Origin of the sequence: Nitrosomonas communis (assembly GCF_024102715.1) — a bacterium.
Lineage (GTDB): Bacteria > Pseudomonadota > Gammaproteobacteria > Burkholderiales > Nitrosomonadaceae > Nitrosomonas > Nitrosomonas communis_B.
Window position 1 is genome coordinate 1 of the sequence record NZ_JAGFJM010000005.1, and the last position, 23054, is coordinate 23054.

General features: G+C 48.5%; 22 protein-coding genes and 1 pseudogene. 16 read left to right on the forward strand and 7 right to left on the reverse strand.

Annotated elements, in window-relative coordinates:
* Positions 1-250: 250 nt before the first annotated feature.
* The gene (locus tag J5I83_RS00810; protein WP_304052512.1) at positions 251-637 is read left to right on the forward strand and encodes a surface-adhesin E family protein; all 387 of its coding nucleotides are present in this window, start codon (positions 251-253) and stop codon (positions 635-637) included.
* A 55-nt stretch (positions 638-692) separates the two neighbouring features.
* On the opposite strand, the gene J5I83_RS00815 is transcribed toward J5I83_RS00810, so the two are convergent.
* The 3 genes from J5I83_RS00815 to J5I83_RS00825 form a co-directional block, all read right to left on the reverse strand.
* A complete protein-coding gene (locus tag J5I83_RS00815; RefSeq protein WP_304052513.1) occupies positions 693-1979 on the reverse strand; it encodes an aminotransferase class I/II-fold pyridoxal phosphate-dependent enzyme in 1287 nt (428 codons plus the stop codon).
* Positions 1980-1998: 19 nt separating this feature from the next.
* Positions 1999-2949 carry an NAD-dependent epimerase/dehydratase family protein gene (locus tag J5I83_RS00820; RefSeq protein WP_304052514.1) on the reverse strand — a complete coding sequence of 317 codons (951 nt, stop codon included), beginning with the start codon at positions 2947-2949 and terminating at the stop codon, positions 1999-2001.
* A gap of 135 nt (positions 2950-3084) precedes the next feature.
* Positions 3085-3330 carry a phage integrase N-terminal SAM-like domain-containing protein gene (locus tag J5I83_RS00825; RefSeq protein ID WP_369683376.1) on the reverse strand — a complete coding sequence of 82 codons (246 nt, stop codon included), beginning with the start codon at positions 3328-3330 and terminating at the stop codon, positions 3085-3087.
* A gap of 168 nt (positions 3331-3498) precedes the next feature.
* Between J5I83_RS00825 and J5I83_RS00830 the strand changes: the two are divergent.
* The 4 genes and pseudogenes from J5I83_RS00830 to J5I83_RS00845 form a co-directional block, all read left to right on the forward strand.
* A pseudogene (locus J5I83_RS00830) lies at positions 3499-3810 on the forward strand (YnfA family protein); the annotation flags it as partial.
* A 92-nt stretch (positions 3811-3902) separates the two neighbouring features.
* Positions 3903-4454 carry a GrpB family protein gene (locus tag J5I83_RS00835; protein WP_304052516.1) on the forward strand — a complete coding sequence of 184 codons (552 nt, stop codon included), beginning with the start codon at positions 3903-3905 and terminating at the stop codon, positions 4452-4454.
* Positions 4455-4570: 116 nt separating this feature from the next.
* Positions 4571-5026, forward strand: coding sequence for a hypothetical protein (locus J5I83_RS00840; RefSeq protein ID WP_304052517.1), 456 nt, complete (start codon positions 4571-4573; stop codon positions 5024-5026).
* Positions 5027-5092: 66 nt separating this feature from the next.
* Positions 5093-6388 (forward strand): Gfo/Idh/MocA family oxidoreductase, encoded by a 1296-nt coding sequence (locus tag J5I83_RS00845; RefSeq protein WP_304052519.1) that lies wholly within the window; start codon positions 5093-5095, stop codon positions 6386-6388.
* A 145-nt stretch (positions 6389-6533) separates the two neighbouring features.
* On the opposite strand, the gene J5I83_RS00850 is transcribed toward J5I83_RS00845, so the two are convergent.
* Positions 6534-8318 carry a DUF262 domain-containing protein gene (locus J5I83_RS00850; RefSeq protein ID WP_304052521.1) on the reverse strand — a complete coding sequence of 595 codons (1785 nt, stop codon included), beginning with the start codon at positions 8316-8318 and terminating at the stop codon, positions 6534-6536.
* A gap of 344 nt (positions 8319-8662) precedes the next feature.
* On the opposite strand from J5I83_RS00850, the gene J5I83_RS00855 reads away from it, so the two are divergent.
* A complete protein-coding gene (locus J5I83_RS00855; protein ID WP_304052522.1) occupies positions 8663-9649 on the forward strand; it encodes a zinc-binding alcohol dehydrogenase family protein in 987 nt (328 codons plus the stop codon).
* A gap of 24 nt (positions 9650-9673) precedes the next feature.
* Here J5I83_RS00855 and J5I83_RS00860 read toward each other — a convergent pair whose 3' ends face one another.
* Positions 9674-11002, reverse strand: a complete 1329-nt coding sequence (locus J5I83_RS00860) for a TRAFs-binding domain-containing protein (RefSeq protein ID WP_304052523.1) — start codon at positions 11000-11002, stop codon at positions 9674-9676.
* A gap of 195 nt (positions 11003-11197) precedes the next feature.
* Between J5I83_RS00860 and hemP the strand changes: the two genes are divergently transcribed.
* From hemP to rfbD, 8 genes are all read left to right on the forward strand, one after another.
* Positions 11198-11329: a hemin uptake protein HemP gene (gene hemP / locus J5I83_RS00865; RefSeq protein ID WP_304052642.1), complete on the forward strand. Its 132-nt coding sequence runs from the start codon at positions 11198-11200 to the stop codon at positions 11327-11329.
* Between the two features lie 174 nt (positions 11330-11503).
* Positions 11504-12235 (forward strand): DUF2325 domain-containing protein, encoded by a 732-nt coding sequence (locus J5I83_RS00870; protein ID WP_304052525.1) that lies wholly within the window; start codon positions 11504-11506, stop codon positions 12233-12235.
* A gap of 3 nt (positions 12236-12238) precedes the next feature.
* Positions 12239-13228 (forward strand): multicopper oxidase domain-containing protein, encoded by a 990-nt coding sequence (locus J5I83_RS00875; protein WP_304052526.1) that lies wholly within the window; start codon positions 12239-12241, stop codon positions 13226-13228.
* A 381-nt stretch (positions 13229-13609) separates the two neighbouring features.
* Entirely contained in the window at positions 13610-15418 is a 1809-nt protein-coding gene (locus tag J5I83_RS00880) for a copper oxidase (protein ID WP_304052528.1), read from the forward strand.
* Positions 15419-15702: 284 nt separating this feature from the next.
* A complete protein-coding gene (locus tag J5I83_RS00885) occupies positions 15703-16680 on the forward strand; it encodes an acetyl-CoA carboxylase carboxyltransferase subunit alpha (protein ID WP_304052529.1) in 978 nt (325 codons plus the stop codon).
* Positions 16640-18001: a tRNA lysidine(34) synthetase TilS gene (tilS, locus tag J5I83_RS00890; protein WP_304052531.1), complete on the forward strand. Its 1362-nt coding sequence runs from the start codon at positions 16640-16642 to the stop codon at positions 17999-18001. Before J5I83_RS00885 ends, tilS begins: the two co-directional genes overlap by 41 nt.
* Positions 18002-18075: 74 nt before the next feature.
* A complete protein-coding gene (gene rfbB, locus J5I83_RS00895) occupies positions 18076-19131 on the forward strand; it encodes a dTDP-glucose 4,6-dehydratase (RefSeq protein WP_304052533.1) in 1056 nt (351 codons plus the stop codon).
* On the forward strand, positions 19128-20024 hold the full coding sequence (gene rfbD, locus J5I83_RS00900; protein ID WP_304052534.1) for a dTDP-4-dehydrorhamnose reductase: 897 nt from the start codon (positions 19128-19130) through the stop codon (positions 20022-20024). The genes rfbB and rfbD overlap by 4 nt, the downstream gene beginning before the upstream one ends.
* 7 nt (positions 20025-20031) lie before the next feature.
* On the opposite strand, the gene J5I83_RS00905 is transcribed toward rfbD, so the two are convergent.
* Together J5I83_RS00905 and J5I83_RS00910 are read right to left on the reverse strand one after the other, a co-directional pair.
* Entirely contained in the window at positions 20032-20982 is a 951-nt protein-coding gene (locus J5I83_RS00905; protein WP_304052535.1) for a S49 family peptidase, read from the reverse strand.
* A gap of 150 nt (positions 20983-21132) precedes the next feature.
* Positions 21133-21807: an OmpA family protein gene (locus J5I83_RS00910; protein ID WP_304052536.1), complete on the reverse strand. Its 675-nt coding sequence runs from the start codon at positions 21805-21807 to the stop codon at positions 21133-21135.
* Positions 21808-22012: 205 nt separating this feature from the next.
* Between J5I83_RS00910 and J5I83_RS00915 the strand changes: the two genes are divergently transcribed.
* Positions 22013-22267 (forward strand): Rho-binding antiterminator, encoded by a 255-nt coding sequence (locus tag J5I83_RS00915; RefSeq protein ID WP_304052537.1) that lies wholly within the window; start codon positions 22013-22015, stop codon positions 22265-22267.
* Between the two features lie 338 nt (positions 22268-22605).
* Entirely contained in the window at positions 22606-22938 is a 333-nt protein-coding gene (raiA, locus tag J5I83_RS00920; protein WP_304052538.1) for a ribosome-associated translation inhibitor RaiA, read from the forward strand.
* Positions 22939-23054 lie beyond the last annotated feature (116 nt).

Sequence of the window (23054 nt, forward strand, 5' to 3'; positions counted from 1 at the left end):
CATATTCACCAGACCTTAACCCCATTGAGCACAAATGGGCACAAGCCAAAGCAATCAGAAAACAACAAAACCAAACCGTTGAGCAACTCTTTAAAATTGAATCATTTTATGTGACGTAGGCTATAAAAATGGTCCTGGCAATTGCTGTCCAAGGTGAAAAGATTGGCTTAATGTGAAGAAAAATAGAGTGTATTATTTAATGCTTATCTGCTGCCATGTGATTCAGCGCAGCATCAAAATCAAATCAATCATGATGAAAAAAATATTATTCTCGACTATGCTGCTGTTTGCACTAATACCGGCGCGGGCAGAATGGGTAAGAGTAGATACGGTGGCAAAGCAAAGGGTAGTCCATTATTTTGATCCAGATAGCACGCAAAAGAACGGCTATTTCATAAAAACATGGGTGTTGTCAAGCTACGATCAGAAGCAAGCAGGTGGATATCAATCGGTCAAAAGTTTGTATGAACTGGATTGCCAGGAAGGAAAAGCCCGCTCCTATACCTTGCTGCTTTATCCTGATGCCAAGGCAGCAAGCAGTGTAATCGGCGCTCAGCATGATCCGTCAGAAGACTGGTTTGGCTATTCAGCCAATTCCCCGCTTGGCCATATCGCTAAGATTGTCTGCGGAAAATGACGCCAATTTTGCTCTTCAGCTACGGCGACATGGCGGTTGAAGAGCGCTCGCATGGTTATGAACAAGCAGGCGCCTCTATCAGGAAATTTTTCAAAACGCCTAGGACGTAATCGATATCCCGAATCGTGTGGTTGGCATTGATTTGGAAGCGAATTTCCTCATCTCCCTTGGGCACGACCGGATAATTCAAGCCGGTTGCTAAAATGCCATGCTGGAAAAGGTAGGCGGTGAGCAGTGCTGTTTTCCTCGTATCGCGCACCACCAGTGGAGTGACCGGGTGTGCGCCGGGGATGGTTTCGAAGCCCAGCCCGGTTAAGCCATTTTCGAAACGCGCCGTCAAATCGCGCAGTCGCGCCAGGCGTTCGCGTCCTTCCTCGCTTTGCAGTATTGCCAGAGAGGCTGCAGCGGCTAGTGCTTCCGATGGTGTGATCGGATTGGAATAGATATAAAGCGGGGAGGTTTCCCGCAGATAATCGATAACTGGAGCGCTGGCAACGACATAACCGCCATTGACCCCCAGCGCCTTACCCAGCGTGGCGATCAGTATATCGACTTTGCTTTGCGCGTATTCTTCAGTTCCGCGCCCGGTTGCGCCAAATGCACCGACCCCATGCGAATCGTCAGCAATGGTAATAATGCCTTCTGCAAAGTTTTGCTCATGTTTACGGCAAATCGCCACTATCTGATCCAGTGGCGCAGCATCACCGCGCATGCTGAAGATGCCGTCGGTGATAACCAGCACCCGCTTGATTTCTGGTTTGCCTGCGGCATAGGTGCCGAGAATACGCTCGAGCGCTGCCATGTCGAGATGCTGATAAATCTCTTTTTCGGCCGGGTGAGACAGTCGAATGGCGTTGATGATGCTGTTGTGATTCAACTGATCGCTCATCACCAGCGTATGTTCGTGGATTAAGGCGGGAAGCACTCCCATTATCGCTGCATAGGCCGCACTGTAAAGCATGGCGGATGGCCGTCCGTGAAATGCGGCCAGACGTTTCTCCAGTTCGACATGCGGCTGGTAGGTGCCGGCGATAAAACGCACCGCGCCGGGGCCGGTACCAAAATGCTTGGCACCTTCTTCTTCGGCAGCCATCACTTGGGGATGTAAGCTGAGCCCCAGGTAGGAATTGGAATTCATGAGCAGATAGGCCTTGTCATCCCCCGCTAAAAAATAACGCGCTCCAATATGTTTATCCTCTGCGGCCGTGGGCAATCGGCCGTGCTTTACCCAGTCAGGTGCGGCAATGGAGGCAATTACTTTTTCCGCCCCTTTGCGGGCACCTTTTGCTTGCAGCTCCTCCAGCCTGGCAGCGCAGTATGCATTCAATTTTTCCAGAGACATCTTCGCTCCTTAGCGAGGTTTAACTTAGCTTTTTCATCAAATGATCGATCATGTCCCGTGTCATGGCGGCAAGATCGTATTGCGGTTGCCAGCCCCACTCGTCACGTGCGGCTTGATCATCCATATAACGCGGCCACGAATCGGCGATCGCTTGCCGCAACGGGTCGATCTGATAGTGCAGCGTAAAATCAGGAATGTGCTGCCGGATTTGCGCAGCCAACTCTGCAGGCGCAAAACTCATCGCAGTGATATTAAAGGCATTACGGTGTTTTAATTGATGCGGATCGGCTTCCATTAGCTCAATGGCAGCTCGCACGGCATCGGGCATGTACATCATATCGAGCGTTGTGCTCTTATGTAAAAAACATGTGTATTTCTTTTGCTGGATGGCATGATAAAAAATCTCCACGGCGTAATCAGTAGTGCCGCCGCTGGGCAGCGTTTCATACGAGATCAAGCCGGGATAGCGCACGCCGCGGGTATCGACTCCAAAGCGGGTAAAGTAATAATCGCACAACAATTCGCCAGATACTTTGCACACCCCATAGAGGGTGGTGGGGCGCTGGAGGGTATCCTGCGGGGTATTGTCACGCGGTGTGCCAGGGCCGAAAGCACCGATCGAGCTGGGAAAGAACACAGCGCAGCCATTTACGCGGCTTACCTCCAGCACGTGATGCAGTCCTTCCATGTTGATTTTCCAGGCGACCTGCGGGTTTTGTTCGGCAGCGGCTGATAACAGCGCGGCTAAGTGAAAAATCGTATCAATGCGGAAATCTCGCACAATGGTTGCGAGCGCCTCGATATCAGTCACATCAAGCGTGGTATAAGGCCCTTGCTCCACCAACGCGTGCTGCGGTGTTCTTTTATGTCCGGCTGCGATAACGTTATCGCTGCCATATCGTGTCCGCAGCGCGGGAACCAGCTCAGAACCAATTTGCCCGGTGGCTCCGGTTACCAAGATTCGTTTCATATATTCCTATTTTTGAATTATAGGAGATGTCAAATAGTATGGTCAGATATCGTATCTGATCTGAAGCAAATGGATCGTACCGGGCGTTTGACTTGCTGCATAGCGCCAACTACGCCGTTTTACATCCTAACATTTTTATTTGGATGCAAACAGAAACGCACGCAATGCCTGATTCTCGGTAGAGGCTGCTGCGTTGCGTTTAATAGCAAGATAAGACAGCAACGATTCAATCTCTTTTTCTTCCATTGCATCCGGAATGCTGCCTATTGTAAAAATAATGAAACACTTAATCCAGATAATATCGGACGATCCGATAATTGTAGAGGCTGAGTTTATCCCGCAACTGATCCAAAAGTGGCGGTTTGTTTTCCATGGGTCGATTCATCATATTGATTTGTTGATCTAACAAAGTTTGTTATGATCAAAATTAAATCGATTCGTTAAAACATAAGAGGAGAGCGTGAGTATTGCAGTGATAGATTTCATTTTTGACGTAAGAGATCGCGTCATTTCGAAGACCTGATTCTGGCTGGGCGCAACGGAGACAGCATGGAGTTCCTTAAGGTGTTCGGCTTGTTCGTCATTACTGCAGTCGCAGAGATTGTCGGCTGTTATTTGTCGTATCTCTGGCTCAAGCAAGGGTATAGCATCTGGTTGCTGCTTCCCGCTGCTTTAAGCCTGGCCGCATTTGCTTGGCTGCTCACACTTCACCCTCATGCTGCAGGCCGTGTTTATGCTGCATACGGTGGCGTCTATATCGGGGTCGCGCTGATATGGCTCTGGATTGTTGATTCCGTCCGGCCTACTATCACCGATTTTATCGGAGTTGGTGTGTGCTTCCTCGGCATGGCTATCATTATATTGGGGCCGCATCATGTCCAACCAGGCACTCCAGTTGACCGTCCTGCTTCCGCTCCGCTGCGGCAGGATGGTGGTGATCTGAGGCATTAAGGGTGAAGGTTAGCGTCGTGCCACATAATCCGAGTTGGTCGACTGAGTTTGAAGTCGAAGCAGCGCTTATTCGTCTGGCAGTTGGAGATCTACTCGTGGCCGTTCACCATATCGGAAGCACTTCGATTCCCGGGATTTTTGCGAAACCGATCATCGATATCCTCCTGGAGGTTTGCGATGTTGAAGTGCTGGATGCTCGATCATCGGCGTTGATTGAGCTGGGATACGAGGCGAAAGGAGAGTTTGGAACTCCGGGCCGACGCTACTTCAGGAAAGATTCTACGACGGGTGTAAGGACGCATCAGATCCACGCTTTCGAGTCAGGCAGTATAGGCAGCGAGCGTCATCTTGCGTTCCGGGATTACATGATCGCCCACCCAGCCATGGCGCAATCCTACAGCGTTCTGAAACAGCGACTCGCTGCGTCTCATCCGGATGATATGGATGCATACATGGACGGAAAGGATTCGTTTGTGAAAGAACATGAGGCCAGGGCGATTGCCTGGAAGAGAAAAGGACACTCAACCGATGCGGCGAATGAGTGCCTCACATGACCAATCGAAGCTTGATCGAATGTTTGAACATTTGTCGAGTTCTGAAGCCTGGCAGCCGGCGCCCATCAGCGATTTTGTTCGTTAAGAGCATGAGCCAGGCCGGTTAGGTGCATCCCATGGAAGTTGCGAAAGTGCTACTCGCATACCTTCGCGTGCTGATATGGCCCGCCGTGGTCATTAGCATCTTGGTTAGCTTTTCCTCGGAAGTGCGTGATTTGATGAAGCGGGTTTCAAAGATCGGTTCTCCTGTTGTATCGGCCGAATTCGCAACCGGCCAGGTGAATCGGGAGGGCGTGCCAGCGGGAGCGCCGGACGTTTGGTTCGATATCCAGGAAACGTCGCTTCGACCTAAAGAGTGCATGAGCCAGGCACAAAGAGCGCTTGCTAACAGTGGTTTTCAACACATTGTAGCGGGAGGCGTTACCTACGGGTACACGGATCTATTCGTGGGGGCGGTCTGGTGTGGATGGCGCGAGGGGCTGGTTTTGATCACAGTTGCAGGTCCTAAGAAACAAGGCTTGGAAGCTCAGTACTCACAATTGTCCAATGCGTTCTCTAGCACAAACCCCTGACTGCGGGCTGGAGAGGGGCTGCTCCCGCTGCTTCGCCCCATTAACGTTGCAGTTACGCTAGGAGAAATGAAGACCGCAAGAATAGTTATCATCGGCGCAGGTTCCAGAGGCAGTATCTATGCTGCCTATGCGCTTGCGCACCCTGAATCAGTCAAGATCGTTGCTGTGGCAGAACCGCGCGAGGCATGGCGGACACGATTGTTGCAAGCGCACGGCATTCCTGAATCCGCTGCCGTAGCTGACTGGCGGGAGCTGCTGGATCGTCCGAAATTTGCTGATGCTGTCGTGGTTGCAACCCGGGACGCCATGCACGTCGAACCGGCGGTAGCCGCTGCCCGCAAGGGGTACGCCATTCTTCTGGAGAAACCCATGGCTCCGCATGCCGATGGTTGCCGCCAGATTGCTGTCGCCGCGCGTGAGGCCGGGACGCTACTCGCGGTTTGCCATGTGCTCCGGTACACCTATCACACTCAGATGATCAAGCAGTTGATTGCTGCCGGCACAATAGGTGAGGTGGTGAATGTGCAATCCCTTGAACCGGTTGGCTATTGGCATCAGGCACACTCCTTTGTGCGCGGTAACTGGCGCCGCGAAGCGGAATCCTCTCCCATGTTGCTTGCGAAGTGCTGCCATGATTTGGACTGGATTCGATACATCATGGGCCGTAAATGTCTATCCATCCAGTCGTTTGGTACGCTAAAGCACTTTCGGCCGGATCAGAAGCCGGAAGGCGCTGTCGCCAGATGTCTGAACTGTCCACTGGAGGGTTCCTGCCCCTATTCGGCAAAAAAGATCTACCTGTCGCGAGTGGCGCAAGGTTATTGCGGATGGCCTGTCGACGTACTCACGCCGGAGCCAAATGAAGCAACCGTCCTCGAAGCGTTGCGCTCCGGTCCTTACGGAAGGTGTGTCTATGACTGCGACAACGACGTTGTCGACAATCAGGTGGTCAACATGCTTTTTGAAGGCGGAGCAACAGCCAGTCTCACCATGACGGCGTTCACAGAAGGAGGGCATCGCCAGACCCGCATATTTGGAACACGGGGCGAACTGGTCAGCGATGGTAGCAGTATTCGATACTTCGATTTTCTGTCTGACACCCGGCAGGAAATCGCTACAACGTCCGGCGCGCATTTGACCCATGGCGGTGGAGACGACGCCATCATGGAAGCCTTTATCAATGCTGTACGGCACAACGACAGCGGTCTTGTGTTGTCAGGAGCGGAAGAATCTCTGGAAACACACATGATGGTCTTCGCAGCAGAGAAGTCGCGTTGTGAAAACCGGGTGGTCAAGATGGAAGAAATGGAGGGCACGACTAAGCCATGGAGTCGGAGGTTAATCTGGTGGAGGCACAAGTGATGAAAGTGCCGGAAAGTGGCGCTGGAGCAGCTATCGCGATTTTGTTTAGTCGGTAAGGGATGAAAGGAGGATGCGGGAATATTAAAATGCAAGACCTGGCACCAGATATTCCAAGACCTGGCACTAGATATTCCTGGGCCTCTGTTCATAGGGAGAAATAATACTCTTTCATTTTAGTAGCCATTAGTTTTCGTCTCAAAGTTAAAAAATTTTGATAGTCATTAATACCCATTTCCATTAACTCTGTTGGAACACAATTCATTTTTAAATTGTCGATTAGCTCCTGCTCTGTCAAGAGACCACTTACTTGGCGCTTATCATCTTGAATTTGTGTTTTTATTAATTCAAAGTAGTCATTTGGTGATTTGCTACCAACCTTAATATTTATTTCGGACTGCATATAAACGTAGTTTGCAATTTGATTGTATTTGCTTCTGTCAAGGCCGTGTTTTTTTAAATAATCTTTGGGGAACAGATGATGAATGTCACCACGTAGTGAAATTAAATCACTTATCAAGATATCTTTTGAAAGAAAACCTTTGTCGTTGGCTTTTACTTGAGCCGCAAGGAAAACGTGGAAATATGGACTGCTTGCAACGGAAGTATCTAGACTCTGTGGTAAGGAGGCGTTCCAAAATGCGTTTGATAACTCCCCTTCTTCTTTTTCTCTTAAATACTCATCAAAAGGCTTTTGAGAAATCTGTTTGATGTCGAAGTCAAATGAACTCTCAGGTGAACCCGAATAGCGGCCTGTCAATATTGAGTATACCAGCCAACGCCTAATATAACTCTCAATAGCAACTGAATTTACTCCAAGCTCTTTAAGCTTCAGATAAACGATGTACGCGAAATTAATTGCGTTTTTTGAACGGATTAGTTTCGGTGAAATGAAACCTGCTGATTTTACTATCATTAAGAACCGTTTGAAGTTAGTCTCATTTATAAAATTGTTAACACCTTTTTTTAGCGTTATAAATGATCGTTGAACGATTTCTTCTTCAAACGTTCTTGTTTCGAAATTTCTGCCTGATAGTAAACTTACTAAATCGGAAAGTTTTCCTCTGTTGAATTGTGAAGTAAATGCAACACGAATTAAATCATTATAGTCTGGATCATAAAGATCCTCATTATCTGTTTTAAGCCATTGTATTTTTTGAAATAAATCAGACTTTGTAAACTCTTTGTCATTATCAACGATGTGTTTGTAAAAGTCTGGAGCTATAGCTAGATGACAGAAATAATCAATAGTTTTTCTTAATTTGTTACCACCATTTTCTGTGTCAGCTGCAATTTTACTCATAGCAAAGTCAGCCTGGCTTAACACAACTCCTTTTGAATTGATACGGATAAAGATTTCAGTTACTGTTTCAATATCTAAATCAGGCGAAAGCTCAATAAGTCCTATTTGCTTTTTGGGAATGTTTATCAAGTTTGAAAATGCGCTTCTAACGTGTTTTTTATCAACGTCTGGGTTTATCTCAAAATAGTTGTCTGCAATTTCAAAAAGATCTCCATTAATTGTCTCTGAAATATCATGCAACCAAACCTTATCTTTTAATATTGCTGGGTTTTGAACTTCAAAACGCTCTTCGATAGGATTGAAAGCGATCTTGATCTTTACTCTTTGATAGGTCTTGTTGATTACATATTGTCCAAGTATGGCTGCTGTTAATGCCGTTATTCTTTGCTGCCCATCAATAAGTACTTTTTTACCTTCACTTAAACTTCCGTCTTTTAGTTTTATGTTAGGATTGCGCCAAGCAATAACATAACCAACAGGATAACCTTGATACAAACTATCCATTAAGTCACGAACTTTTGAGCTATCCCAAACAAAAGGTCTTTGAATTTCTGGGATTGCAATTTCTCCTGATTTTACCCAGGCTAGAATTGTCTCGATTAAGTGCTGATTTACTGAGTATTTCTGCATTTGTTTTTTGTAGTTGTTCGCTGCTCGATGATTGTGCGCTATTTTATAGAGTTGCTATTTCTTGGCTTGATGAAAAATACACTTGTGGTCTCTTTTATTCAGCCGATTATCCATTTCTTTCACATATGCTATGAATCAATCGCAGATCCTGAGTGGTGATTTAGGGCTTCTATGATCCGCGAGTAGCAGCGATACGCTGTCTGGCTGCATAGGCAATAACGAGTATGAGTTTCTTTGCTGAGTCAGCAAATAGTAACTTAATAATTGGTTTTATTTTGGCTGTGTGAGTAAAATATTTATTTAAAAATTAGCAATTAACTAAAAATTCAGATTGATATTTCCATATGCGTGTACTTAGCGTAAATGCTCAACAGACTTTTGAATTAGCTGAATTGCCAGAACCGGTCATGGACGACTGGGATTTACTGGTGCGGGTGAAAGCAGTGGCGGTAAATCCAGTCGATACCAAACTCAAAGCGGGTGTGAAGCCGAATCAGGTTGGAGTGAAAGTGCTGGGATTTGATGCCTGTGGCGAAGTATTGGCAGTGGGTGCGCAGGTGGAAGATTTTGCGGTGGGCGATCGTGTGTTTTATGCGGGTGATGTCACGCGCGTGGGCAGTTTTGCTGAGCAGCAAGCGGTGGATAGCCGCTTGGTCGCCAAGGCGCCACTTGGCCTGTCTGATCTGGAAGCAGCAGCGATGCCGCTGGTCGGTTTGACCGCTTCAGAAGCTTTGTTTGACCATCTGGGGCTGAGCTTGGAGGCTGCTGTCAATCAAGGCAGGCGTTTGCTGATTATTGGCGGGGCTGGCGGGGTGGGTTCGATGGTGATTCAACTGGCTAAGCAGGTGGGCGCAGCGGTGATCGCAACTGCTTCACGTGCTGATAGTCAGGCCTGGTGCAAGCAATTGGGCGCAGATCAAGTGATCGACCATCGCCTGCCGTTACGTCCCCAGCTTGAGCAAGAGGTCGATTGGATTGTGTGTGCTGCCGATACCGATAGCCATCTTGACAATATGGCGGCCTGCATCCGTCCCTTTGGTAAAATATGTGCCTTGGTGAGTCATCGTCAGTTGATGGATATGAACCGCTTCAAGAACAAAAGCGTGAGTTTTCATTGGGAGTTCATGTTTACCCGGGCAATGTTCAAAACACCGGATCAGTCTCGACAAGGTGCCTATCTACAACGCCTGGCGCAAGCGGTCGATGCGGGTATTGTTCGCTCCATTCTGACTCGGCAGGGCGGACAACTCAGTGTTGCAACGCTGCAAGCCGCATTTGATGAGGTCGCAAGCGGCAGGATGATCGGTAAAATAGCATTAGCAGGATTCTGAAAAGTTGTAAGGGCACAATTTCGGCTAGCTATTTACGTGATGTATTAGTGAAACTTCGATTTCCGGTTCCCATCCAGCCAATTCTCCTCTCCTTTTGCGCGCTTCAATAATCAAGCGCAAATTGCGCGCAGTGGTTTCGGCTTCCCATCCTTCCCGCAGGGCTGCCAGCGCTTTTGCTAATGCTTTCCTTGCGGCAGATGCATCCTTTGCGAGTACCGCGAGTTCCAGTTGCGTGGCGTAATCCCAGTAATCGGGTTTGCCGGCAGCGATCCGTCGTTCGACTGCATAAGCGACCACGGGCAGCAGATCTTTGCAGCGTGGATCAGGCGGCTCAGCCAATTCCATGAGGGTGACCGCATTAATACCGGGATAGGCATCGCGCCAGTCGGCCTCAAAGCCTTTCAGGTATGCGTCGATAGCGCTCTCGAGCAATCCTTCTGCGCGGAAAGCCTCCCCTTTTTGTGCAGCCGCTTCCCAGCGGTCTTTGTAGACGCGGCCGAGGATGCCGTAGGTCTCGCTGCTGGAGCCACGTTTTTCTATGACATCGCGCAGCACTTTTTCGGCATCCTCCCCATGGCCTGCGCGATTAAGCGCGAGCCCCAATTGTTCTTGTACCATGACCGTGTTAGCGAGCGGAGGCGACATTTTTGGCACGAGCTCAATCATTGCCTGCCACCCTTTCACGGCCCGATAGGATAGAAATAGATCAATCACCACACCTGATTCAGTATCGGCAATCGTGCCAAGACTATGCTCGATCGCACGTACTGCATCCAGTCCCTGCTTGCGCGCCTCAGCCAGGCGTTTCTTGACTTGCTCAGAATAGGCCACGCGGTCGCGGAATACATCGGTCTTGAGGCGCTGAATGTCTGGAAAACCTTCTACCAACTGATAAACGGGGCTATCTGTCATATGCTGACGTGCTTCCTGAAAGCGTTCTGTCAAGATCGGCGCGATAGCGGCGATATTGCCGGGTTTGCCATCTGCGCTGATTTCATAAGGGATGCTGCGAAGTGGTGCAACATCGAAGGGCAATTGTCCAGTGTTCTTGGCAAAGAGCAGGATGGTCGAAGAAGGCCGCACAGCGTGACGCAATCCAAGCTCATAGAAAACATTGGCGTTGGCTGTAGTGAGGTCGGCAACAGCATATTCGCACAAAATCAGCCGTTCGAACATCGGTTTATGAATAATGCCGCCTGCGACTTCTTCATCTGCCCGGATCGGTTCGAGATCGGCTGCCTGGATGGCCGGCTCGATCAGGTTGTGATAAACCGCGTCAAAATCGATCATCTTGCCGCCAGTCGCTGGTTTTTGCCCAAATGGCATGAGGACAAAGCAGAGAGGTTTAGTCATGGGGATCTCTCAAACAGGTTAATCAGAGAAAATCTTATCTTGATGGTGAGGAGACATTTTATTTTAGTAAACACTTGCATTGCTCATTTTTTTGTATATAATGAGAATCATTCTCATTAACATTATTGAAGATTAGATGCTATGGACCGTTCTGACATGAATTTGCAAACTACCAATGAGTCGCTCGCATTGAGCATGCGTGAACAAAACAAACCCATCAGTAGTGACAGTTTGTTTGTGGCGAGTAACGAAGTGGTTATACAGCACCAGGGTGAACAGTATCGGTTGCGGCGCACACGTAATGGCAAACTGATCCTGACGAAATAATGGATAGAAAGTAAATGTTACGGCGCAAAACGATCAATTGGTAACCGGGTAAACAGTTTCTCATCAGTCGCTGGAAGTACTCTCTCCTCTGCCAGTGACCATTCTAGCCAGCCAGCCCAATCTAGTTGCGGGCAAGCCAGCCAACTTTTTTTACCGATTTAAGGAGTATGGGCCATGAAATTTCTGAAAAAACCCATCTTTATGCCCGCTTTTCATGGGACAAATCATCTTGCTGAGAGCTGGTTGCCTGCTCATTATCATCGCTCATCATTCATTGCGCAGCGCTATAGAGCTATTCCTGAGAAGAAATATAATCTTATCAGTAGGTTGTCTGGGATAGGAAACACGTTGCTTGGATGGTTATCTACATTTAGTACAGCATCTCGTGTTGCAATCCGAGCAGCGCCTGAGCAAACAGTTTCCTCGGTGACTGATAGCAATTTCGCTATCACCAGAATCGATACACAAACAGCTGCCAGGCCTGATACAGCATGGGTGCCCCTGATCAAGGCAACGCGGGCAGGCAAGTCCAGTTCCGATCAGGAGAAGGCGAGAATGCTCCATAATCACCATAGTCTTGGCGGACAAACTGTGTTGTGCGTGGGTGGGCGTGCCGCACTTTATCCAGATTACCTTCGGCTGGTAGAGGCGGCAGGGGGGTGCTTCATGTCCTATCGTGGCAGCCTGGAAAATAATGGCGATTGCTTGAATATCTTGCTGGGGCGCGTCAATATGGTGATTTGCCCGGTCGACTGCGTCAGTCACGATGATTATTTTGCAGTTAAACGTTACTGTCGGCAGTCGGGCAAGTTTTGTGCCTTCCTGGCGCGCTCCAGCTTGCCTGTTTTTGCTCAAGGCCTGACAATGCTCATTTTACAATCACATGGAGCTCATCATTCGGAGTAAGACATGCGTGCTAAAAATATAACCTGGATCATTTTCACCATGCTGCTAACCCTCGGCATGATGTTTGTTTTACCTTCTCACAGCCAGGCTGGCAAAATCAGGGAATATTGGATTGCTGCCGAGAAGGTAACTTGGAATTATGCACCCACTGAAAAAAACCTGATTGAGCCGGAGGGCAATCTCGGCGTCTGGGGGCAAACACTGGCTTATACCAAATATCGCTATGTCGGTTATACCGACGGCAGATATACCACTCCTGTACCGCAACCCGAGTGGGCAGGCATTCTGGGTCCTCAATTACGTGCGGTGGTAGGGGATACCATCAAAGTGCATTTTCTGAATAAAACCGATCGTCCGCTTTCCATGCATCCGCATGGCGTGTTCTACCAAAAGGACGATGAGGGCGCTGATGGGGGTAAAGGCGCGAATATCCCTCCGGGAGGGCGCTATACCTATACCTGGATTGCAGACGATGCGGCTGGACCTGGTCCCAATGATCCTTCCTCCATTATCTGGCTGTATCACTCCCATGTCATGGCGGAAGAAGAAATGAATCTTGGACTGATCGGCACGATTGCCATCACCCGCAAGGGTGAAGCGCGTTCACAGGAGGATCCGACTCCCAGGGATGTCGATCAGGAGTTTGTCTCGCTATTCACTATTTTCAACGAGGAAAACGATGAGGAAAGCGGCTTGAAACACACCATCAACGGCCGCATCTTCGGCAATCTGCCAGGATATGAAACCAGCCTGGGTAAACGGCTGCGCTGGCATCTCGTCGCGCTTGGTAACGAAGTGGATAATCATACCGTGCACTGGCACGGCCAAACTGTGCTGGCTCACGGACGGCGGACGGATGTAATCGAACTCATGCCTGCCAGCATGACTGCAGTCGATATGGTGCCGCGCGCCGTGGGCGACTGGCTATTTCACTGTCATGTCAATGATCATATGATGGCTGGCATGTCTGCCCGCTGGCGTGTGTCGCCGTGATATGCTGCTTGAGAAAAACATTGGTATCAACAGATGATGCTGGGCAAAGTTGCATCTCCAGCGCCTTGCTATTTTATTTCTTATAGCATGTCTCTCATTGGAGACAAAACAAAACTTGTAAAAACATGTTGTTACATATTAGACGTGAAAATGACTAGACGCGGGCGACAAAATTTTTGTCTTCTTTACATCAGGGAGCGCCTAACCTATTGATTGGATAATATAATCATGCTATGGCACAAATATTGCTTTCACTTTGTTGTTCCAGATGCAAGTCTTTTCAAGGAAGATGATTTATCTGCTGGATGAGAAAGAAAGACAATTTTTAATTTATAAGGAGATTGGCAGTTTATGCTGGGCCTATCGTCATACCAAAAGACAATGAACGTGATAGTTTTCATCACGGCAATCCTGGCTCTTCTGTTTGCAAGCAACGCTTTTGCTCGTGATAATGAGATTAGATTTGAGCTTACCGATCATGCCGGCCGCTGGTTCGATACAGGAGTGGAGATAGCGGGTAGCCGCTCGATTGCAGTCGCTACACCGGGTGTGAGAGTTAAATTCTCAGGTGATTCAAATACCGTTCATACCAGAACCAGTCTGCTTTATCCTACCGGCGCGGCTGGCATGCCCTTTAATACCGAGCCGAGAAAGGGAGGCGACGATGTGACGCTGACTACTCCCGGTTTGTATGTTTTTGTCTGTAGTATTCATCCTTACATGTTTGGCGCGGTGATTGTGGATGACCCAACTACCGCCGGTTTAGATCTGGGTTCTTCGCTCAGTCTGATTACAGGCGTTAATTTTCCAAGCAGCAGCGACCTGGCAACGCGATTGCTGCGCACCTTTTTCATTGCGACCAATCCCGCAAACTGGCAGAACTATGCGAGTAATGCGCCTTGGCATATTACCTATCCAGACGTTGATGTGCGCGCCGATGTCGGTGTTGTCAATCTGGCGGGTATGCTGAATGCCCGTTATGGGAACGATACGATGCTGGAAGCGTTCAGCAAGCCAGCAACACCCGCAGTAGGTGAAGTATGGGTAGCCACCCAGTTTGAAACCACCGCAGGGAAATCCAAGCCTGGCACGGTGTCGGCGCTTGATGGTGTCAACTGGCAAGTTACGCGCAAAGTGGCCTTGCCTTCGATCGATATGAATAATCCGCACAATATGTGGACTGATAAGGATCAGAGCGTTATTTACGCAGCGCAATGGTTTGACAGTAAGCTGGCTGTCTATGATCGCCAAACAGGGGCATTGATTCGGAATGTGTCTGTCGGGGAATCGCCTGCTCATGTGATGACTTTGACCGATAACGATCGAATTCATGTCACCAATAACGGCGACAGCCGCACAGATTCTGTGATGGAGCTGGCTCCTCTCGCAATCCAAGTGCTGCGCCGTATTGATATTGGCCGCGGTACGCCGCATGGTCACTGGATGAGTCATGACGGCAAAAGTATGGTTACGCCTAATGTGACCAGCGGCGATACCACGCAGTATAATTTCAGAAGCAATACCATTGACGCGATCCTGCCGGTAAGCGGTGAATTCAGCCATCCACTGGCCATTGGAATGATGCCGGACGCCAGTAAATATTATGTCGCCAATATGTTTGATAACACGATTACGGCGGTCGATATGAGCACGCATACCGTAATCAAGCATATTAATCTGCTGGAGGACTACGATCCTTTGTCAGGCGCTGTTTCAGGTCCTGTGGGCGCATGGCCGATTCAAACACCGGTTTCTCCCGATGGGAAAAACATGGTGACGGCCAATACCCTGAGTGGAACGATCACCGTCATCGATACCAGGCCGGGCTTAGCGACGACAGATACGGTAGTCAAAATGCTGCCGTGTGATCCAGGCTGTCATGGCGTGCAGTATGGCGCCAAGCAAGGTGGCGGGTACTATGCCTATGTATCTAGCAAATTCTCAAATAGATTGTTAGTGGTTGATCCCGATCCAAATGCTGATGGCGATCCGTCCGATGCCGGCATTGTGGGGAGTGTGGGACTTTCTGCTGCCAGTACAACCCTCAAAGATGACACAGTAACAGGCAATCCGGGCATGGGCGGGCAAGGTATCCTGCCAATTCCATTGGTTTACAATGGCTGGGTTCAAAACTTACCTGCCTTCTGGAGTAATCAACTGACAGAAACGCAGCGAAATCCAATTCAGTAATGATGTATCGTGGGGCGATAGCTTTTCATTGGCATCGCCTCTGTTTCTACATCTGGCTGATCTGGGCGCTGGCTGCCTTGCAAGGCGGGGTATGAAAGCAAATAAACCTGATTCTGCTACGCCATGTTCGATTGGCTAGTGGTGCAAAGCATTTATCAGTGTTATTTGTGCATATACAAAAGTAATTGTCAGTACATGGAAGTGCGTGCTTGCGCGCATCCCTCCATGCAGAAATACTCCCAGATCCTGTATCATCCTGCTTTTAAAGTTATAAGCAGGCTTTCATGAAAACATTTTTTCTGGATTTTGAGAAAGGTATCGAGGAATTTGAAGAAAAGATTGAGCAACTACGCTTTGCCCAGGATAATTCAGCGCTAGATATTTCAGCTGAAATCGCCAAATTACAGGCAAAAAGCCAGACGTTGACCAAAAGTGTCTATGCCAAGCTCACCCCTTGGCAGATTTCCCAGGTGGCCCGTCACCCGCAGCGTCCCTATACGCTCGATTACATTCAGCACTTATTCACTGATTTTGAAGAGTTGCACGGGGATCGTAATTTTGCGGACGATCATGCGATTGTCGGTGGATTGGCGCGTCTTAACGGTCAGGCGGTGATGGTAATTGGTCATCAGAAAGGCCGTGATACTAAAGAGAAAATTTATCGTAACTTCGGTATGCCGAAACCAGAAGGTTATCGCAAGGCGCTCAGATTAATGCGCCTGGCGGAGAAGTTTTCGGTGCCATTGATTACTTTTATCGATACCCCTGGTGCCTATCCTGGGATCGACGCAGAAGAACGCGGGCAATCCGAGGCAATCGGAAAAAATCTCTACGTGATGACTGAACTGAACGTGCCGATCATTTGCGTCGTAATCGGTGAGGGCGGATCGGGTGGTGCGCTGGCTGTTGCTGTCGGGGATGTGGTCATGATGCTGCAGTATGCGACTTACTCGGTTATTTCTCCAGAAGGATGTGCTTCCATACTGTGGAAGAGTGCGGACAAAGCTTCCGAAGCAGCAGAAATTATGGGTATTACTGCGGATCGCCTGAAGGAAATGGAATTGATTGACGCCGTGATCGCTGAGCCGCCTGGCGGTGCGCATCGCGACTACCCTGCTACCATGCTCGCGGTCAAGAATGCCCTGCAGGACTCCTTAAGAAAACTTCAAAATCTACCACAGGAAGTATTGCTGCAGAAACGTTTTAGCCGGTTAATGGGGTATGGCAAATTCAAGGAAGTTAAGATCGAACACCATTCTTGAACAAGTTGAAAGTGTTCTGCACTGGCAGGTCACTCGCACAGATCATTTGGTTGTCGGGCTAAGTGGCGGCGTTGACTCGGTGGTATTGCTGCATTTGCTCAAGACGCTCGCAGGCGCGATGGCATTCAGACTCTCTGCCGTGCATGTCGAGCATGGTATTAGTCCTTATGCAGCCCAATGGAGTGATTTTTGTCAGGAGCAATGCAATGCCTTGGGTGTTCCCCTTCAGATTTTCCGCCTGCAAGTCAAGAAAGCTCCTCAAGTCAGTCTTGAGGCTGCTGCAAGGCAGGCGCGGTATCAGGTATTCGAACGTATTGAGGCTGACTATATAGTGCTCGCGCATCATCAGGATGATCAGGTTGAAACGGTGCTGTTGCAACTCCTGCGCGGTGCGGGCGTCAAGGGACTGGGTGGCATGCCGCATGTCAGGAAGCTTGCTGCTACAAGTAACGTTCGACTATTGCGGCCTCTGCTGGATGTTTCACGCGAAACCATCGTTCAGTATGCACGACAATACCATCTTGACTGGGTAACTGATGAGAGCAATGACGATACAGCGTTCAACCGCAATTTTCTGCGTCATGCCGTTCTTCCATTGCTGGCGCAGCGATTTCCGGCTTACCGGGAAACATGCTCACGTGCCAGTCGTCATCTTGGCGAAGCTGCGCATTTATTAGATGAGCTGGCTGAAATTGATGGCAAGTGCGTCATGACTGCGGGCAATATTCACTTAGAGAATTTGCACAAGCTTAGTTTTTCTCGTGCTAAAAATTTATTGCGTTATGTGTTCTCACAGCGCAATGTCATTCAACCCAGCACCGTAAAACTGGAAGAGATATTGCGGCAATTATTGTCTGCGGGGAGCGATACCAAACTTCATCTTGTTTTTGGCGAAACAGAGATACGATGCTTCAAAGGTTTGGTTAGAATTCAATCGAAACAGGAGCAGCCAGAAATAAAAGCGCCGTTTGTCTGGCATGGAGAGCATCACTGGGTGCTTGAGTCCCTGGGAGGAGCAATTGAATGCACGCAGCAGGAAAGTGCTGGTATCAACCCGGCTAAACTGAGTGAGGCACCTGTCACTATCCGCTTGCGTACGGGTGGAGAGCGATTCCAACCTGACTGCAAGCGCCCTCGCCGCAGTTTGAAAAAGATCCTGCAAGAAGCTGCGCTGCCACCATGGGAGCGTGATACGCTGCCGTTACTCTTTAGCGGGGAACAACTGGTCTGGGTACCTGGCATTGGTGTGGATTGCACTTTCCAGGCACCGCCGGGGGAATATGGCCTGATGCTGACATGGCGGCCTAATAAAAATTTATGAAAATGAGGTTTGTCAGATTCTGAGCTCAATTGAGCTGCCTGAATGACTCTTCAAATAACTTTCCGGAAAGAAATATGATACTGGTGACAGGTGGAGCAGGATTTATTGGAACAAATTTTGTGCTGGACTGGCTGGCGCAATCAGATGAAGCTGTTATCAATTTTGATAAATTGACTTATGCGGGCAATCTGCAGAATTTAGCTTCATTGGCGGGCGATCCGCGGCATGTTTTCGTGCATGGCGATATTAATGATCAGCAGAAAATTGCAACCTTGCTGATGCGATTTCAACCGCGTGCGATCGTCCATCTGGCAGCAGAAAGTCATGTTGATCGTTCTATTCACGGTCCAGAGGAGTTCATTCAGACGAATATCGTGGGCACTTTCAGATTGCTGGAGGCGGCCTATCGTTACTGGAAAGAGCAAAAAGGCAAGACCCAGCAAGATTTTCGTTTTCTTCATGTCTCAACGGACGAAGTGTATGGTTCTCTTGCCAAAGGCGCGCCCGCTTTTACGGAAACGCATGCTTATCAACCGAATAGCCCCTATTCAGCCAGCAAGGCATCCAGCGATCAGTTAGTGCGCGCTTACCATCACACCTACGGCCTCCCCACCCTGATCACCAATTGCTCCAACAACTATGGCGCATTTCAGTTTCCGGAAAAGCTTATTCCATTGATGATCGTAAATGCGTTGGCAGGCAAGCCCCTGCCCATCTATGGCGATGGCCAGCAGATCCGTGACTGGCTTTATGTGCAGGATCATTGCAGCGCTATCCGGCGGGTACTGGCGGCTGGTGTCCCCGGAGAAACTTACAATATTGGTGGCTGGAACGAGAAGCCCAATATCGAGATTGTTCATGCTATCTGCAGTTTGCTCAATGAGTTTCGTCCTGCTGATTACCACAGATTGATCACCTATGTGGCGGATCGTCCAGGTCATGACCGTCGTTATGCTATCGATGCACGCAAAATTGAACGTGAGCTTGGTTGGAAACCAGGCGAGACGTTTGAAACAGGGATACGTAAAACTGTCCAGTGGTATCTGGATAATCAGAACTGGCTTGCTAACGTGCAGTCTGGCGAGTATCGGAAATGGATTGAGACGCACTATCAGGGGCACGCCGAATGAAAATACTGCTATTTGGAAAGAATGGGCAAGTCGGCTGGGAGTTGCAGCGTAGCCTGATTCCGCTTGGTGACGTGGTGGCGCTGGATAGATCCAGCCAGCAATATTGCGGCGATCTGGCTGATCTGGCCGGGATCGCGCAAACTGTGCGAGCAGTGGCGCCAGATATCATTGTGAATGCGGCTGCTTATACGGCGGTAGACCGGGCTGAAAACGAATTCGATCTGGCTTTCCGGATCAATGCTGAAGCGCCGGCCGTTTTAGCGCAGGAAGCGCAGCGCCTGGGTGCTTGGCTGATTCACTACTCGACTGACTATGTGTTTGATGGCAGCGGCGATCAGCCATGGCGTGAATCTGATTTGCCGGCGCCCTTGAATGCTTACGGTCAAACCAAACTCCAAGGGGAAGAGGCTATTCGCAGCACTGATTGTCAGCATCTGATTTTCCGGACAAGCTGGGTTTATGCTGCGCGCGGCAGCAATTTTGCTAAAACCATGCTGCGTCTTGCGCGGGAACGTGATCAGCTCAATGTCATCGATGATCAAATTGGCGCGCCGACGGGAGCTGACTTGCTGGCTGATGCGACCGCGCACACGATTGTAATGGCGTTGAAGCGACCTGAGACAGCCGGGCTTTATCATTTGGCTGCAGACGGACAAATCTCGTGGCATGGTTATGCCCGTTTTATACTCAGCTTTGCAAGAGCACGCGCCTGTACGCTCAGGGTGCAGTCTGACGCTGTCCTGCCAGTGTCCAGTAATGCCTTTGCCACAGCGGTAAAGCGTCCGCTTAACTCTCGCCTGAGTACTGAAAAATTCCGGCGTACTTTTGGATTAACTATCCCTCAGTGGCAAACGGGCGTTGCCCGCATGCTGACTGAGGTGCTTGAGAAATAAGGAAAAGTTATCGCAGCTCCCATTTGTCCATCGTTCCAGCAAGCAAGTTGGCGGCCATTCTGCCAAAGCGTTTGGCAAAATGCTCAGCCAACCCTTCCTTGGTAGTAAAATCAACGATACGCTCCGCTTGGATGACTTCCCGCGCAACATATTCAGGGCTGCCTAAGGCATCTACCAGGCCGAGATCAATGCTTTTTTCGCCGGTCCAGAGCAGGCCGCTGAAAATTTCCGGTGTATTTTTCAAGCGTTCGCCCCTGCCACTCTGTACTACCTGAATAAATTGCTGATGAATTTCGGCCAGCATTTGCTTGGCATGCTCGCGTTGTTTCTGATCAAAGGGTAGAAAGGGATCCAGAAAATTTTTGTTTTCTCCTGCTGTGAGCAGGCGTCGTTCCACACCCAGTTTTTCGAGGGCACCGGCAAAACCGAAGCTGTCCAGTACGACGCCGATTGAGCCAACAATACTGGCTTTGTCCACGAAGATTTTGTCGGCTGCCACTGCAACGTAATAACCTCCTGAGGCGCATATGTCTTCTACCACGGCATAAAGCGGAGTTTGCGGATATTCCGCGCGTAATCTTCGAATCTCGTCATTGATATAACCCGCTTGTACCGGACTGCCTCCCGGACTATTGATTCGCAGAATAACGCCCGCAGTATTTTTGTCTTTAAAAGCTTTCTGTAGGGCTGCGTTAACGTTGTCAGCACTTCCCATGCTGTCAGGCTTGATTTCACCGCGTAAATCCACCAGCGCGGTATGCTTGTCCGCAATTCCAACAGTTTCATCCCCAAGCCAGCCTAATCCCCAGAAAAGCAGCACGTAAAGGTAAATAAAAGTGAGCGCCTTAAAGAAAATGCTCCAATGACGCGCGCGGCGCTGTTCCTGCAAAGATGAAAATACTAGCTTCTCCAACGTTTCTTTTTCCCAGCCTTCCTTACGATTAGTTGAATCCGTCATAGCTTCTTAAACTCTTTAGAATGGTGTTTCTGAAAATGGAAATGGGTATTTAGAATACTCTTGAAATTTTATATACATTATATGCATGGAATGGTATGGTTGTCTGTTAATAGCAGCCATACCTGTTTAAGTTTCTGGACGTTTTATGTCTCACTGCTGCGGTAATGCAGAGGATGATGTTTGCTGTTCCATGACAAAAATTTCAACACGGCGGTTTTTTGCTCGATTATAAGGGGTATCGTTAGAAGCGATGGGCTGATAAGAGCCACGGCCATCAATTTGAACACGCTGAATAGGCACACCGCGGCTGACCAGATAATCGCGTGTGCTGGCGGCCCGACCGACGGATAAGGGGTTGTTAATGGCGTCAGTACCGGTATTATCAGTGTGTCCCACAATCATTACCGTCGTATTAGGATTGTTAAGCAGACTGGTGGCAAAGCTATCGAGGATGGGCCTGAAATTGGATTTAATGTCTGCGCGCCCTGTATCAAACGAGATATCACTCGGAATATTGAGCATCAGGCGGTTATCTGCGGTTTGTGAAACTTGTACGCCCGTGCCAGCTGTCGCTGTTTCCATTTGCCTTTTTTGCTCTTCCATTCTTTGCGACCATATGTAGCCAGCGCCAGCGCCCAGTACAGCGCCTGAGCCTGCGCCAATGGCAGCACCCTTACCACCACCTATAATTGCACCAATCACAGCTCCCGTGCCTGCGCCAATAGCAGCCCCTTGCGTGGTGCCGCGTTGGGTATCGGTCATGGTAGTACAGCCACCGAGTGTCAATAAAGCAGCAAGTGTTGTGATGGTCATCCGGTTTGTCATAAATGTCTCCTCAAGAAAAGTAAATTGTACTGTAGCAGATAAAACAAAAAATTCAATCTATTAGGGAATCCTGAATCAGTGCCTGAACAAGCCAGTGGCTGCGCTTGTGCGATGCACGGAAACTCATTGATCTGATATGCCTCATTTGCTGTGCTGCTAGGATAAAATTACTTTTTTATTATTTTATAAAAGGATAGAAAATATCATGACGCAACAGCTTATTGAATGTGAACTGCATGATTATATTGAAGTCGCTTGTATGTATGGTTACCAGCTCAGGCTCATATTAAAAGATCGGCAAGTGTTTGCAGGTAAGGCAAAAGATATTGTTACGACAGCAGATAAACGTGAGTTTTTGGTGATCGAGAATGAACAAGGATCACAGCAAATTGAGCTGATTCAACTCGAAAAAATGCAGGTATTGACAGCCAATGCACAATTCAGCGAAGTGGTATTCTGATTACTATTCTGCCGCTTATCGTCTACTTTAGGGCAGGATCTGGTATTATCGCTGCTCACAGGATTTTGCCAAGAGTTTTTTGAAATTATCTTAGAAACTGCTTCTAGCATTATATTTTTTCCTTTACTTGTAAAATAATTGGATGGCAGATACAGCCTGTCAATAGTATGGTTTCAAATTAATCCGGGCGATGTGGACACATCTTGTATTGACGATGAATAAAGGATGAGCAACATTCAAGCTTAATGTCTTGCACAAAAACGACATGCATTGTTTACGTTAACCTGGGTATGAAATATTCGGGTTAACTATCTTGTTACTTAAATTAAGGAGAGATAATGAATTTAAATCTTACCGGAAATCACGTAGAAATTACGCCTGCTATGCGCGATTATGTGAACTCTAAAATAGGCAAGATTACCCGGCATTTTGATCATGTGATTGATGTGAATGTGATTTTGTCAGTAGAAAAACATAAACAAAAAGCTGAGGCTAATGTGCATGTTCGCGGCAAAGATATTTTTGTCGAGGCAGATGGCACCGATATGTATGCTTCGATCGATAGTCTAGTGGATAAACTTGACCGGCAGATACTTAAGTATAAGGAAAAGAATATAGAGCGCCGCAATCATGACGCATTAAAAAATCAGGAACTCAACCAGCCTGAGTAACATCAGATCAACTGAATAGCACACCGCGGCGCCAGAAATTATCCGGCTCTATCACAAGAGCCGGCTATATGGGATGGAGATAAAGGCAAGAGAGGATTAAAAACTGCGACATATCG

Bases quoted from the DNA above. Each gene is read 5' to 3' on its own strand.
- J5I83_RS00915 (WP_304052537.1), top strand. From the start codon at position 22,013: ATGACGCAACAGCTTATTGAATGTGAACTGCATGATTATATTGAAGTC.
- J5I83_RS00855 (WP_304052522.1), top strand. From the start codon at position 8,663: ATGCGTGTACTTAGCGTAAATGCTCAACAGACTTTTGAATTAGCTGAA.
- rfbB (WP_304052533.1), top strand. From the start codon at position 18,076: ATGATACTGGTGACAGGTGGAGCAGGATTTATTGGAACAAATTTTGTG.
- J5I83_RS00815 (WP_304052513.1), bottom strand. From the start codon at position 1,979: ATGTCTCTGGAAAAATTGAATGCATACTGCGCTGCCAGGCTGGAGGAG.
- J5I83_RS00885 (WP_304052529.1), top strand. From the start codon at position 15,703: ATGAAAACATTTTTTCTGGATTTTGAGAAAGGTATCGAGGAATTTGAA.
- J5I83_RS00910 (WP_304052536.1), bottom strand. From the start codon at position 21,807: ATGACAAACCGGATGACCATCACAACACTTGCTGCTTTATTGACACTC.
- J5I83_RS00820 (WP_304052514.1), bottom strand. From the start codon at position 2,949: ATGAAACGAATCTTGGTAACCGGAGCCACCGGGCAAATTGGTTCTGAG.
- hemP (WP_304052642.1), top strand. From the start codon at position 11,198: ATGCGTGAACAAAACAAACCCATCAGTAGTGACAGTTTGTTTGTGGCG.
- J5I83_RS00850 (WP_304052521.1), bottom strand. From the start codon at position 8,318: ATGCAGAAATACTCAGTAAATCAGCACTTAATCGAGACAATTCTAGCC.
- rfbD (WP_304052534.1), top strand. From the start codon at position 19,128: ATGAAAATACTGCTATTTGGAAAGAATGGGCAAGTCGGCTGGGAGTTG.
- J5I83_RS00880 (WP_304052528.1), top strand. From the start codon at position 13,610: ATGAACGTGATAGTTTTCATCACGGCAATCCTGGCTCTTCTGTTTGCA.
- J5I83_RS00845 (WP_304052519.1), top strand. From the start codon at position 5,093: ATGAAGACCGCAAGAATAGTTATCATCGGCGCAGGTTCCAGAGGCAGT.
- J5I83_RS00905 (WP_304052535.1), bottom strand. From the start codon at position 20,982: ATGACGGATTCAACTAATCGTAAGGAAGGCTGGGAAAAAGAAACGTTG.
- J5I83_RS00860 (WP_304052523.1), bottom strand. From the start codon at position 11,002: ATGACTAAACCTCTCTGCTTTGTCCTCATGCCATTTGGGCAAAAACCA.
- J5I83_RS00870 (WP_304052525.1), top strand. From the start codon at position 11,504: ATGAAATTTCTGAAAAAACCCATCTTTATGCCCGCTTTTCATGGGACA.
- J5I83_RS00875 (WP_304052526.1), top strand. From the start codon at position 12,239: ATGCGTGCTAAAAATATAACCTGGATCATTTTCACCATGCTGCTAACC.
- J5I83_RS00840 (WP_304052517.1), top strand. From the start codon at position 4,571: ATGGAAGTTGCGAAAGTGCTACTCGCATACCTTCGCGTGCTGATATGG.
- tilS (WP_304052531.1), top strand. From the start codon at position 16,640: ATGGCAAATTCAAGGAAGTTAAGATCGAACACCATTCTTGAACAAGTT.
- raiA (WP_304052538.1), top strand. From the start codon at position 22,606: ATGAATTTAAATCTTACCGGAAATCACGTAGAAATTACGCCTGCTATG.
- J5I83_RS00810 (WP_304052512.1), top strand. From the start codon at position 251: ATGATGAAAAAAATATTATTCTCGACTATGCTGCTGTTTGCACTAATA.